Below are 12,437 nucleotides of genomic sequence, written 5' to 3' on the forward strand. Positions count from 1 at the left end.
CCCAATCGCGCTCTTTCAAATTCAGCCGGGACCCCCGCCGCCATGCTCCGCCGCCACACCTTCCTCCGCGCCGCCGCGCTCGCCGCCTGCGGTTTCGCCGCGCCCCTGGCCGCCTTCGCGCAGCAGGCCTTTCCGGCCAAGCCGGTCAAGCTGGTGATCGCCTTCCCCGCGGGCGGCCCCACCGACATCACCATGCGCCAGCTCGCCGACAACGCAAGCCGCATCCTCGGCCAGCCCGTGATCGTCGACAACAAGCCCGGCGCCGGCGGCACCCTGCCCGCGCAGGCGCTGCAGACTTCGCAGGCCGACGGCTACACCATCGCCCAGATCCCGCTCGGCGTGTTCCGCCTCGGCTACACCACCAAGATCAACTGGGATCCGCTCAAGGACATCAACTACGTCATCAACGTGACCGGCTATGCCTTCGGCATCGTCGTGCCCGCGAACAGCCCGTTCAAGACCTGGGCCGACTTCGTCGCCTATGCCAAGGCCAATCCCGGCAAGCTGACCTACGGCTCCACCGGCACCCTGACCAGCCCGCACCTGACCACCGAGCTGGTCGCGCAGAAGGCCGGCATCGAGCTGCAGCACGTGCCCTACAAGGGCAGCGCCGACCTGATGCTCGCCGTGGTGAGCGGCCAGCTCATGGCGGCGGCCGACAGCACCGGCTTCGCGCCGCAGGTCGAGGCCGGCAAGCTGCGCGTGCTCAACACCTGGGGCGAGAAGCGCCTGGCCAAGTTCCCCGACGCGCCCACGCTCAAGGAGCTGGGCTACGACATCGTGCAGAACTCGCCCTTCGGCATCGGTGCCCCCAAGGGCACGCCGCCCGAGGTGGTGAAGAAGCTGCACGACGCCTTCAAGCAGGCGATGGAGGAGCCGAGCTATGTCGCCGCGCTGGGTCGCTACGACATGCTGCCCGACTACATGAGCTCGGCGCAGTACACGAAGTTTGCGCAGGACACGGTGGCGCGGGAGAAGGTGCTGATCGAGAAGCTGGGGTTGGCGAAGGAGAAGTGAGGCGGGCGCCCTGCTTCTTTGCCAAACATGTTTAAAAACTAGAGATTTTTAAACATGACAAGGCGGACATGCATAAGAATTGGCGGTTTCCTGTACACATCCGGCCTTCCGAATGGAATTCGATCGCCTGCAACCCTTCAATGCGCTGCCCTTGCTGCCGCCTGCGATCGAGCTCGAAAGCAAGGTGGTGCTCAAGCAGGCGATCTCCGCCAACCGGGTCCTTGCCAATCTTCGAGGACTTGCCGCGCAGATTCCGAACCAGGACGTCCTGATCAGCAGCATCGTCCTGCAGGAGGCCCGACTCTCGTCCGAGATCGAGAACATCGTCACCACCAACGATGAGCTGTATCGCGCGGACGCCGATGCCGATGGCAAGGCCGATGCGCACACCAAGGAAGTCCTGCGCTATCGCGAGGCGCTGTACCTGGGGCTCGAGGCCCTGAAGACGCGCCCGCTGGCTACCAATCTCTTCATCGAGATCGCGCAGCGGATCAAGCAGATCGAGTTCGGCGTGCGCGCCATTTCCGGCACCGCGTTGAAGAACAACGTGGGTGAAGTGATCTACACGCCGCCGGTCGGCGAAGCCTTGATCCGGGAAAAGCTCGCGAACCTGGAGGGCTTCATCCATGGCGACGACGATCTCGACCCCTTGCTGAAGATGGCGGTGATGCACTACCAGTTCGAGGCCATCCATCCCTTCGCGGACGGCAACGGCCGAACGGGGCGCATCCTGAATCTGCTGTTCCTGGTCGACAAGGGATTGCTGGACAGCCCAGTACTCTTCCTGTCGCGCTACTTCATTGCGAACCGGGTCGGCTACTACGATGGCTTGCGCCGGGTGACCGAATCGCGGGACTGGGAGAACTGGTTGCTCTTCATGTTGCGGGCGGTGGAGAGCACGGCCCAGCAGACCTTCGATCAGGTGATGCGCATCCGAGCGCTGATGGAGCGGGTCCGGGAGCGGGTGCAGCGGGAGGCGCCGAACGTCTACAGCAAGGATCTGGTCGAGGTGATCTTCCGTCACCCGTACACCAAGATCCAGTTCGTGGTCGACGCCGGTATCGCCAAGCGGCAGACGGCATCGGGCTATCTCCAGGTGCTGGCCAAGCTGGGCGTGCTGCGCGAAAGCCGCCACGGCCGCGAGAAGTACTACGTCAACGACGCGCTTTTCGACGAACTCGTGGCGTGAGACATGTCGATGTCATCGACATATCGCGAAACCGTGTCGATTTTTGATGAATTTTTAAACATGATCGGCATGGACACGGCGCTCACTGCCTGATCGCGAACAACTCCCCCACCAGCCGCTCCCCCAACTCCGCGCGCACCGGCTCCCCCCCGAACACCAGCCGGAACACGATCGGCGCGATCAGGTGATCGATCACCTGTTCGGCCGTCGGCGTGGTCTCGCCGCGCGCGCGGGCCTGTTCGACCAGGGCCAGGGCCTCGCGGCGGCGGTTGCGCAGGCAGTCGGTGTCCTCGTCGCCGTTGGCCAGCGCGGCCGCGGCCTTCAAGAGCGAGGTGTTGCACGGCTTGGCCAGGTGCTCGATGAGTTCGCGCGCCCAGGCCTCGAGGTCGGCGCGCAGCGTGCCGGTGTCCGGCAGCGGGCGGTCGGGGTCGAGGCGGTGGGTGGCGGTCTCGGCCAGCAGGCCGGAAAGATCGCCCCAGCGGCGGTAGATGCTGGAGGCGCTGACGCCCGCGCGTTCGGCCACGGCCGGTACGGTGACGCGCTCCCGGCCCTGTTCGGCGACCAGTGCCTCGAGCGCGGCCCGCACCTGCGCCTGCACCTGCGCGCTGCGCCCGCCGGGGCGCCTGGCGGAAGAAGAAGGAATGGCGGACGGGACGGCGGTGTTCATGGTGAATCGAATTTAACGCAAAGATATTTGCTTTAACAGCGGGAGAGGCCTAGAATCGCAAACGCAAAGATTTGTGCGTTAAGAGCCGTTTCGCGCCAAGGAGTTCACCGTGTCCCAATGCCCCGACCTCGCAAGCCGCCCCGGTACCGCCGCCGCCCCTGTCCGCGCGGCGCCGCGGCGCATGCCCGCGGCCCTGGCCTTCCCGCTGCTGGCGGCGGTGCTGTTCGCCTTCTTCTTCGCGGCGGCCGCGCCCTCGCCGCTGTTCGTGGTGTTCCAGCACGCCTGGGGCTTCTCGTCCTCGATGCTGACGGTGGCGTTCGCGATCTACGCCATCGCGCTCCTGATCTCGCTGCTGGTGGCCGGCTCGCTGTCCGACCACATCGGCCGCCGCCCGGTGGTGCTCGCGGCGCTGGTGCTGCAGGCGGTGGCGATGGGGTTGTTCCTGCTGGCGGGCGACATCGGCGGGCTGATCCTCGCGCGCGTGGTGCAGGGCGTGGCAACCGGCATCGCGAGCGGCGCATTGAGCGCGGCCGTGGTCGAGGCGGCGCCGGCCGCGAAGAAGCGGCTGGGGGCGTTGATCACCAGCGTGTCGCCGCTCGCGGGGCTGGCGCTGGGCGCGCTGCTCACGGGCATGGCGGTGCGCTGGACCGGGCAGCCGGTGACGTGGGTGTTCGGCGTGCTGGCGCTGGTGTTCGCGTTCGGCGCGGCGCTGGTGCTGTGGATGCCCGAGACGGTGACGCCGCGTGCCGGCGCGCTGGCCTCGCTGGTGCCGCGGGTGTCGATACCGGTGCGGGCACGCGCCGAGTTCGCGCGCGGGCTGCCGGTGTTCGTCGCGGTGTGGGCGCTCGGCGGCTTGTTCCTGTCGCTCGCGCCTTCGCTGATGCACCACGTGTTCGACATCGACAGCGGCGTGGTCAACGGCCTCACGATCGCGGTGCTGTCGGGCGTGGGTGCCGCGGCGCCCACGCTGCTGGGCCGCTTCGCGGCGCCGCGCCCGGCGATCCTCGGCATGGCCAGCCTGGCGCTCGGGCTGGTGCTGCTGCTGGCGGCGCTCGCCACGCGTTCGCTGGCGCTGTTCTTCGTCGGCACGGCGGTGGCCGGCATCGGCTTCGGCGGCGCCTTCTCGGCGCTGGTGCAGACGCTTGCGCCGCTGGCCCAGTCGCACGAGCGCGGCGAGCTGTTCGCGGCGATCTTCGTGGTGAGCTACCTGGCCTTCAGCCTGCCGGCGATGCTCGCGGGCTTCCTGGTCGCGCCGCTGGGCCTGCTGGCGACGGTGGAGGGCTACGCGGGCGTGCTGCTGCTGGTCGCGGCCGTGGGCACCTGGAACCAATGGGCGCCGCTGCGCCGGCGTGCCGCGCCCTAGTTCGGTCGCGCCGCGAGGATCGCTGCCACCGCCTCGCCGAAACCCGCGCCACGCTCGCTGCGCGTCACGTAGTGCGGCAGGAACTCGAGCTGCGGCACGAAGCGCGCGACGTTCGCCACGCCGATGCTGTGCGCGAAGCTGCGGAACATCAGCTGGTCGTTGGTCGAGTCGCCCACGTAGGCCCAGCGCGCCATCTCGTCGTCGAGCCGGCGGCCCCAGAGTTCGCGCACGATCCAGCGCGCGCCCTCGAGCTTGTCGTTGCCGCCGTACCAGCCGTTGACGTGGATGCTGCTCACGGTGGCATGCATGCCCTCGCCGCGCATCAGCGCCACCACGCGCGCGATGGTGGCCTCGTCGAGCCGTACGAACTCGCTGTGGTCGATCGCGATGTCGGTCTCGCGGCCCGGCGAGTCGGTGGCGCGGCCGGCGCCTGGAATCTCCGCCTCGATGCGCGCGAGCACCGCCTGCATGCGTTGATAGTTGGCGGCACGCGTGGGCGCGTCCTGCTGGTAGCGCCTGGCGATGCCGCCGCCGGGCAGCGGCAGCAGCGCCACCGCGCCGTTCTCGGCCACGATCGCATCGACCGGCCAGGCGTTGACGAAGGGTTCGCTCCAGCCCACGGGCCGGCCGGTGATCGCCACCACGTGCAGCCCCGCCGCGCGCAACGCGCCGAGCGCGGCGAGTGCATCGGCGGTGATCGCGCCCTCGGTGGTCAGCGTGTCGTCGATGTCGGTGAACACGCCCGCGAGCGTGGCGCGCGCGGTGGCGGGCCACTGGCCCAGCGGCAGCAGGCGGTCGGGCGAGGCGGGGAGGGAAGAAGACGCGGTGAAGGAGGACATGGCGGACGGCACGGCAGGAGCGCGGATCGTACCGGTGGCCGCGCGCGCCGCGCTTTCGTGTAGCATCCCGCCCCCGCCGGCCGGTCGCGCAGACCGCCCCGGCGCGGCCCGCACATGTCCCAGATCGTCGTCGACCGCCTCCTCAAGACCTACCGCATCGCCGAACGCGACCCCGGCGTGCTCGGTGCCGTGCGCGGCCTGCTGCACCGCCGCCATCGCACGGTCGAGGCGCTCGCGGGCGTGTCCTTCGCGCTCGAGCGCGGCGAGCTGCTGGGCTTCATCGGTCCCAACGGCGCGGGCAAGTCCACCACCATCAAGATCCTCTCGGGCATCCTGCGGCCCGACGGCGGCAGCGTGCGCATCGACGGGCGCGATCCCTTCGCCGACCGCGAGCACCACGTGGGCCGCATCGGCGTGGTGTTCGGCCAGCGCACGCAACTGTGGTGGGACCTGCCGGTGGGCGAGGGCTTCGACCTGCTGCGCGACATCTACCGCGTCGACCGCGAACGCTACCGCCGCACGCGCGACGAGCTGGTCGCGCTGCTGAGCCTCGAGCGCGTGCTCGACCAGCCGGTGCGCCAGCTCTCGCTGGGCCAGCGCATGCGCGCCGAGATCGCGGCCGCGCTGCTGCACGAGCCCGAGATCCTGTTCCTCGACGAACCCACCATCGGCCTCGACGCGCCCTCGAAGCTCGCGGTGCGCGACTTCGTGCGCCGCGCCAACCGCGAGCGCGGCACCACGGTGCTCCTGACCACGCACGACATCGAGGCGCTCGCGCGGCGCGTGATCGTGATCGGCCATGGCCGCGTGCTGGCCGACAGCCCGGTCGAGGCGCTGCGCGCGCAGGTGCTGGCCGAGCGCCGGCTGGTGGTCGATTTCGCGCAGGAAGCGCAATTGCCCGACGACCTCGGCACCCATTGGCCCGGCGTGCGCGTGAACGCGCGCGACGGCCGCACGCTGGTGCTCGACTTCGATCCCGCGGCCGTCTCCGCGCCGGCCTTGATCGCGCGCATCGCGGCCGAGCATGCGGTGGAGGACATCCGGCTCGAGGGGCTGGCGATCGAGGCCGTGATCGCGCGCTTCTATGCGATGCATGGAGCGGCCGACGCATGAAGGCCGGATGGCGCGAGGTCGCGCGCCCCTACACCGCGGCCTTCGCCTCGCGCTTCCTGCAGATGCTGCAGTACCGCACCGCCGCGCTCGCGGGCTTCGGCACGCAGTGCTGGTGGGGCGGCATCAAGGTGATGGTGTTCGCGGCCTTCTACGGCGGTGCCTCGGCCGCCGCGCAGGCGCCGATGACGCTCGAGCACGCCATCACCTACACCTGGCTCGCGCAGGGCCTGCTGGTGCTGATGCCCTGGCTGGTCGATCCCGAGGTGGCGCAGTCGGTGCGCACCGGCTCGGTGGCTTACGACCGGCTGCGGCCGGTCGACGCCTATGCGCTCTGGTATGCGCGCAGCGCGGGCTGGATCGCCGCGCGCCTGCTGCCGCGCGCGGCGCTGATGCTGGGCTTCGCCGCCGTCGCGCTGCCGCTGCTGGGGCTCGGCGCCTGGGCCTGGCAGCCGCCGGTGGGCGTGGCGGCCGCGCTGGCCTTCGCGCTGTCGATGGGGCTGGGCCTGGCGCTGTCGACTGCGATGGTGATGCTGCTCAACGTCGCGACCTTGTCGGCGCTCAACGAGCGCGGCATCAACGCGCTGTCGGCGCCGCTGGTGATCGTGCTGTCGGGCAACCTGCTGCCGCTCGCGCTGCTGCCCGATGCCTGGCAGACGGCGCTGCTGGTGCAGCCGTTGGCCGGTCTCATGGACATTCCCGCGCGGCTGTACTTCGGCCAACTGCGCGGCGTCGATGCGTTGCTGGGCCTGGCGCTGCAGTGCTTCTGGATCGCGCTGCTGATGACGGTCGGGCGCTGGCTGCTGGTGCGCACCATGCGCCGGCTGCAGGTGCAAGGTGGGTGAGCGCGGCATGAGCGGTTCCCCGGGTTCGATGACGATGTTCCTGCGGCTGGTGAAGGCCTCGGTCGGCGCGCAGGCGCGCTACCCGGCCTCGGCGCTGATGCTCACGGTGGGCCAGTTCCTCGTCACCGGCATCGAGGTGGTCGCGGTCTGGGCCATGTTCCACCGCTTCGGCGAGGTGCGCGGCTGGACCCTCGGCGAAGTCGCGCTGTTCTATGGCCTGGTCAACTGCATGTTCGCGCTGGCCGATGCCCTGGGCCGCGGCTTCGACGTGCTGGGTACCGAGTTCCTGCGCAGCGGCGCCTTCGACCGCCTGCTGCTGCGCCCGCGTCCGCTCGCGCTGCAGCTCATGGGCCACGACTTCCGCATCAGCCGCATGGGTCGGCTGCTGCAGGGGCTGGCGGTGATCGGCTTCGCGACCGCGCAGGCCGGCATCGCCTGGACGCCCGAGGCCGTGGCCGTCGCGCTGTTCGCGCTGGCCGGCGGCGTGGCGCTGTTCCTCGGCATCCTGGTGCTGCAGGGCACGCTGGCCTTCTGGACCGTCGAGAGCCTGGAGATCGCCAACGTGCTGACCTACGGCGGCGTGCAGGCGGCGCAGTACCCGCTCGCGCTCTACGCGCGCTGGTTCCGGCGCCTGCTTACCTTCGCGGTGCCGCTGGCCTGCGTGGCTTATTACCCCGCGCTGCTGATCCTCGGGCGGCCCGATCCGCTCGGTGCTCCGCACTGGGTGGGCTGGGTGTCGCCGCTGGCGGGCTTCGTGTTCCTCGCGCTGGCGTTCCGCGTCTGGGGGCTCGGCTTGAGGCACTACGCCTCGACGGGCAGCTAGCTGATCAGGAAACGCACGCGAAAGCGCAGCCGGCGCACGCGCGAGGCACCGTCGATCGCTTCGAAGTCGTCGGCCGCGGAGGCGGCCAGCGGCGCGGCCGCGGCCATCGCGAAGCCGTAGTCGCCATAGGAGCCCGTGCGTTCGGCGTCGGCGCCGAGTTCCTCGACCTGCGCCACCGAGCCGAGCGACACGCCGGCCTCGCGCGCGATCACCTGCGCCCGGGCGCGCGCCTGCTGGATCGCGGCCGCGCGCGCCGCCGATTCGGCCTCGGCCGAGGCGTCGAAGCGCGGCTGCAGCATGTCGACCGAGAGCGAATGGCGCGCGTTCTCGAACAGCGGCTGCAGCGCATCGATCGCGAGGTACAGGCGCTGCGTGTCGCGGCAGCGCAGCAGCACGCGGTGCGAGACCTCCTGCCCCGCGCTCTTGCGGCGGTACCACGGCTGCCAGGTGTCGCGGCCGCCCTCGCTGATCTCGTCGGAGCCGAGGCCCGCGGCCTTGAGCGCGCGGATGGTGTCGTTGCGCAGCCGGGTCGCCTCCTCGAAGGCCGCTTCCGCCTTCGAGGCCTTCACGGTGAGCGTGAGCGCGGCGCGCTGCTCGACCACGGTCTCGGCGATGTCGCCCTGGCCGGCGACTTCGATGTAGGTGTCCATCGGGTTCTCCTGGTTGGCGCGCGAACCCCGGCAGCCTGCCTGCTCAGCCCGCGCTCTGCAGCGCCAGCCCCGCGTGTTCGCGCAGCGGGTGGAAATGGATCTTCGGGAAGCGCTCCTGCGCCAGCCGCACGTCGTACGGCGAGGTGCACAGGAAGGCCAGCGTGTCGGCCGCGTCCTTGGCCATGCGCTGCGGATAGGCGTTGACGAACTCGCGCAGCTCGGCCGGCGTGTCGGCCGTGATCCAGCGCGCGCCGGTGTACTGGCAGCCCTCGAGCCGCACGTCGGCGTCGTACTCGGCCTTCAGCCGGTGCTGCACCACTTCGAACTGCAGCTGGCCGACCGCGCCCAGCAGCATCGGGCCGCCGATCTCGGGACGGAACACCTGGATCGCGCCCTCCTCGCCGAGCTGGGCCAGGCCCTGCTGCAGCTGCTTGGTGCGCAGCGGGTTCTTGAGGATCACGGTCATGAACAGCTCGGGCGCGAAGAAGGGCAGGCCGGTGAACTGCAGGCTCGCGCCGTCGGTGATGGTGTCGCCGAGCTGCACGCCGCCATGGGTGGTGAAGCCCACGATGTCGCCCGCGTAGGCTTCCTCGACCGCCTCGCGGCGCTGGCTCATGAAGGTCACGACGCTGGTGGGGCGCAGTTCCTTGGCGGTGCGCTGCACCTTGAGCTTCATGCCCGGCGTGTACTTGCCCGAGGCCATGCGCACGAAGGCGATGCGGTCGCGGTGGTTGGCGTCCATGTTGGCCTGCACCTTGAAGACCACGCCCGCGAAGTCCTTGTCCTCGGGCTGGATCTCCTTGGTCACCGGCTGGCGGTTGACCAGCGTGGTGCTGGTGCGCGACTGCGGCGAGGGCGCGAGGTCGACCAGCGCGTCGAGCACCTCCATCACGCCGAAGTTGTTCACGCCCGAGCCGAAGAACACCGGCGTCTGTTTGCCCGCGAGGAAGGCCTCTCGGTCCCAGGTGGGCGAGGCGCCGGTGGCGAGCTCCATGCTCTCCATCGCGGTCTCGAAGTCGGCGCCGAAGCGCTTGGCGAGGGTGTCGCGCTCGCTCAAGGGGATGGTCTCGAAGTCCTGCGGCAGGCGTTCGCTGCCCGACTCGAACACCGTCATGGCCTGCGTGCGCAGGTTCATGATCCCGCGGAAGCTCTTGCCCTGGCCCACGGGCCAGGTCATCGGCACGCAGGGCATGCCGAGCTCGCGCTCCACCTCGTCGAGGATGTCGAGCGGCTCGCGCACCTCGCGGTCCATCTTGTTGACGAAGGTGATGATCGGCGTGTCGCGCTGGCGGCAGACCTCGATCAGCCGCCGCGTCTGCGCTTCCACGCCGTTGGCCGCGTCGATCACCATCAGCGCCGAGTCGACCGCCGTGAGCACGCGGTAGGTGTCTTCCGAGAAGTCCTTGTGGCCGGGCGTGTCGAGCAGGTTGATCACGTGGTCGCGGTACAGCATCTGCATCACCGACGAGGCCACCGAGATGCCGCGCTGCTTCTCGATCTCCATCCAGTCGGAGGTCGCGTGGCGCGAGGCCTTGCGCGCCTTCACCGAGCCGGCGATCTGGATCGCGCCGGAGAACAGCAGCAGCTTCTCGGTCAGCGTGGTCTTGCCGGCGTCGGGGTGGGAAATGATCGCGAAGGTGCGGCGGCGGCGGGTTTCGGAGGCGAAAGACACGGTAGGGCCAGGTAGAAGGGGTCGGTCGGGCGAACCGGCGATTGTCGCAGGTCACCCCGCGGACCGCACCCCTGTCCCTCAGTTGTGCCCGTGGGGCAGCGACAGCGCGTCGTCGGCCGCGACGAAGCGCCGCGAGGCCTTCGGATCGCGAAACACCAGCGGCTGCGCCGGCAGCTCGCCCGCGTCGGCGCGGCGCACGGCCTCCAGCACTTCGCCGTGCGCGGGGCTCTTGGCGCACACCGGGTCGGCCGCCGCGGCGTCGTGCGCCAGCATGTAGGCCTGGCAGCGGCAGCCGCCGAGGTCGCGCTCCTTGTGCTCGCAGCTGCTGCAGGGCTCCTTCATCCAGCCGGTGCCGCGGTAGCGGTTGAAGCCTTCCGAGTCGCGCCAGGCGCTGCGCACGCTGGTCTCGCGCAGGTTCGGGAACGCGAGGCCCGGCAGCATGCGCGCCGTGTGGCAGGGCAGGGCGGTGCCGTCGGGCGCGACCGTCATGAACATGCTGCCCCAGCCGTTCACGCATTTCTTGGGCGCGGCCTCGTGGTAGTCGGGCGCCACGAAGAAGATCCGCATGCGGCCGTCGAGCTTGCGGCGCCAGGCCTCGGTGGCGGCCTCGGCCCTTTGCATCTGCTCGCGCGTGGGCAGCAGGTGGGCGCGGTTCTCGCGCGCCCAGGCGTAGTACTGGGTATTGGCGAGCTCGAGGTACTCGGCGCCCATGGCCTCGGCCATCTCCACGATGCGGTCGATGTGGTCGATGTTGAGGCGGTGGATCACCACGTTGAGCACCATCGGCCAGCCATTGGCCTTGATCAGGCCGGCCACCTTGCGCTTGAGATCGAAGGTCTTCGTGTGCGAGAGGAAGTCGTTCATCTCGCGCGTGGAATCCTGGAACGAGAGCTGCACGTGGTCGAGGCCCGCGGCCTTGAGCGCCGCCGCGCGCGCCTCGCTCAGGCCCACGCCCGAGGTCAGCAGGTTGGTGTAGTAGCCCAGGCGCCGGGCCTCGGCCACCAGCAGCTCGAGGTCGTCGCGCAGCAGCGGCTCGCCGCCCGAGAAGCCGCACTGCACCGCGCCCAGTTCGCGCGCCTCGCGCAGCACGCGCAGCCAGTCCTCGGTGGGCAGCTCGTCGGCATGGCCGGCGAAGTCGACCGGGTTGTAGCAGAAGGCGCAGTGCAGCGGGCAGCGGTAGGTGAGCTCGGCCAGCAGCCACAGCGGCGGACCCGGCGGTGCCGCCGTCGCGCTCACTTCAGCACCACCCAGCGCTGCGCGAGCGCGATCTCGAGGAAGGCCAGCACCTCCTTGCCGAGGCCGGTGGTGTCGAAGCATTCCTCGAGCTCGAGCACGATCGCGCGCACGTCGCTTCGGCCGTCGCAGCGCTGGAGGATCTCGCCCGCGCTCTGGTTGAGCTTGACCATGCCCTCGGGGTAGAGCAGCACATGGCAGTCCTGCGCGGGCTCCCACTGCAGCCTAAAGCCCTCGGCGATGCCGGGCCGGCTGTCGAGCGTGGGCGCGCTCATGTCGCACCTCCCTCGGCGGCCGGCGTCACGCCGTAGGCCAGCGCCATCGCATCGTTCATGGCCCAGAGGATGTCGAGCTTGAACTGCAGGATGTCGAGCGCGCGCTCCTGCTGCGCGCGCGTGGCGAAGTGCTCGAGCGTGAGCGCCAGGCCTTGCTCGACGTCGCGCCGCGCCTGGCTCACGCGGTTGCGGAAGTAGGCGAGGCCGCCGGGCTCGATCCACGGATAGTGCTCGGGCCAGCCGGCCAGCCGCTGCTTGTGGATCTCGGGCGCGAACAGCTCGGTCAGCGAGGAGCACACGGCCTCCTGCCAGGGCGCGCGGCGTGCGAAGTTCACGTAGGCATCGACCGCGAAGCGCATCGCGGGCGTCACGTGGCGCAGGTCGACGATCTCCTCGCGCGCGAGGCCGGTCGCGACGCCGAGGCCGATCCAGGCCTCGATGCCGCCGGGATCGTCGCCGCTGCCGTCGTGGTCCACGATGCGCTGCACCCAGCCGCGCCGCACCTCGCGCTCGGGGCAGTTGGAGAGGATCGCCGCGTCCTTCACCGGAATCGCGATCTGGTAGTAGAAGCGGTTCGCGGCCCAGCCGCGCACCTGCGCGGGCGTGGCGCGGCCCTCGTTGAGCATGCGGTTGAACGGATGGTGGATGTGATAGGCCTTGCCCCTGGCGCGCAGCTGCGCCTCGAACTCGGCGTGGCTCCAGGCTGGCTCGCCGCTGGGCGTGCGCGGCGGCGCGAGGGAGATGTCGATGAGGG

At 70.2% G+C, this 12,437-nt stretch carries 13 protein-coding genes; 6 read left to right on the forward strand and 7 right to left on the reverse strand.

The genetic code is table 11. The features are described from left to right. The first annotated feature begins 42 nt into the window (after positions 1-42). Together ACEN9J_RS24095 and ACEN9J_RS24100 are read left to right on the forward strand one after the other, a co-directional pair. Positions 43-1,017, forward strand: a complete 975-nt coding sequence (locus ACEN9J_RS24095) for a tripartite tricarboxylate transporter substrate binding protein (protein ID WP_057590734.1) — start codon at positions 43-45, stop codon at positions 1,015-1,017. 112 nt (positions 1,018-1,129) lie between these two features. After that, entirely contained in the window at positions 1,130-2,206 is a 1,077-nt protein-coding gene (locus ACEN9J_RS24100) for a Fic family protein (protein ID WP_413762256.1), read from the forward strand. An 82-nt stretch (positions 2,207-2,288) separates the two neighbouring features. On the opposite strand, the gene ACEN9J_RS24105 is transcribed toward ACEN9J_RS24100, so the two are convergent. Continuing rightward, the gene (locus tag ACEN9J_RS24105) at positions 2,289-2,873 is read right to left on the reverse strand and encodes a TetR/AcrR family transcriptional regulator (protein ID WP_413762257.1); all 585 of its coding nucleotides are present in this window, start codon (positions 2,871-2,873) and stop codon (positions 2,289-2,291) included. A gap of 109 nt (positions 2,874-2,982) precedes the next feature. Between ACEN9J_RS24105 and ACEN9J_RS24110 the strand changes: the two genes are divergently transcribed. Then, a complete protein-coding gene (locus tag ACEN9J_RS24110; protein ID WP_413762258.1) occupies positions 2,983-4,236 on the forward strand; it encodes an MFS transporter in 1,254 nt (417 codons plus the stop codon). Here the strand turns inward: ACEN9J_RS24110 and ACEN9J_RS24115 are convergent. Further along, on the reverse strand, positions 4,233-5,075 hold the full coding sequence (locus ACEN9J_RS24115; RefSeq protein ID WP_413762259.1) for an HAD-IIB family hydrolase: 843 nt from the start codon (positions 5,073-5,075) through the stop codon (positions 4,233-4,235). The two genes, ACEN9J_RS24110 and ACEN9J_RS24115, sit on opposite strands and share 4 nt — an antisense overlap. Positions 5,076-5,189: 114 nt before the next feature. On the opposite strand from ACEN9J_RS24115, the gene ACEN9J_RS24120 reads away from it, so the two are divergent. From ACEN9J_RS24120 to ACEN9J_RS24130, 3 genes are read left to right on the forward strand one after another with little or no spacing between them, the layout of a single operon-like run. Next, positions 5,190-6,188: an ATP-binding cassette domain-containing protein gene (locus ACEN9J_RS24120; protein WP_413762260.1), complete on the forward strand. Its 999-nt coding sequence runs from the start codon at positions 5,190-5,192 to the stop codon at positions 6,186-6,188. After that, positions 6,185-7,030 (forward strand): ABC transporter permease, encoded by an 846-nt coding sequence (locus tag ACEN9J_RS24125; RefSeq protein ID WP_296727561.1) that lies wholly within the window; start codon positions 6,185-6,187, stop codon positions 7,028-7,030. The genes ACEN9J_RS24120 and ACEN9J_RS24125 overlap by 4 nt, the downstream gene beginning before the upstream one ends. A 7-nt stretch (positions 7,031-7,037) precedes the next feature. Beyond that, positions 7,038-7,853, forward strand: a complete 816-nt coding sequence (locus ACEN9J_RS24130; protein ID WP_413762261.1) for an ABC transporter permease — start codon at positions 7,038-7,040, stop codon at positions 7,851-7,853. On the opposite strand, the gene ACEN9J_RS24135 is transcribed toward ACEN9J_RS24130, so the two are convergent. From ACEN9J_RS24135 to pqqC, 5 genes are all read right to left on the reverse strand, one after another. Continuing rightward, the gene (locus tag ACEN9J_RS24135; protein ID WP_057590742.1) at positions 7,850-8,503 is read right to left on the reverse strand and encodes an SIMPL domain-containing protein; all 654 of its coding nucleotides are present in this window, start codon (positions 8,501-8,503) and stop codon (positions 7,850-7,852) included. The genes ACEN9J_RS24130 and ACEN9J_RS24135 overlap by 4 nt on opposite strands. 43 nt (positions 8,504-8,546) lie before the next feature. Next, positions 8,547-10,175: a peptide chain release factor 3 gene (locus tag ACEN9J_RS24140; RefSeq protein ID WP_261211605.1), complete on the reverse strand. Its 1,629-nt coding sequence runs from the start codon at positions 10,173-10,175 to the stop codon at positions 8,547-8,549. Between the two features lie 78 nt (positions 10,176-10,253). Beyond that, positions 10,254-11,411, reverse strand: a complete 1,158-nt coding sequence (gene pqqE / locus ACEN9J_RS24145) for a pyrroloquinoline quinone biosynthesis protein PqqE (protein ID WP_413762262.1) — start codon at positions 11,409-11,411, stop codon at positions 10,254-10,256. After that, a complete protein-coding gene (gene pqqD, locus ACEN9J_RS24150) occupies positions 11,408-11,683 on the reverse strand; it encodes a pyrroloquinoline quinone biosynthesis peptide chaperone PqqD (RefSeq protein WP_413762263.1) in 276 nt (91 codons plus the stop codon). Before pqqD ends, pqqE begins: the two co-directional genes overlap by 4 nt. Further along, a complete protein-coding gene (pqqC, locus tag ACEN9J_RS24155) occupies positions 11,680-12,426 on the reverse strand; it encodes a pyrroloquinoline-quinone synthase PqqC (protein ID WP_413764612.1) in 747 nt (248 codons plus the stop codon). The genes pqqD and pqqC overlap by 4 nt, the downstream gene beginning before the upstream one ends. Between the last annotated feature and the right edge of the window lie 11 nt (positions 12,427-12,437).

It is taken from the genome of Variovorax sp. Varisp41 (assembly GCF_047325085.1).
GTDB lineage: Bacteria > Pseudomonadota > Gammaproteobacteria > Burkholderiales > Burkholderiaceae_C > Variovorax.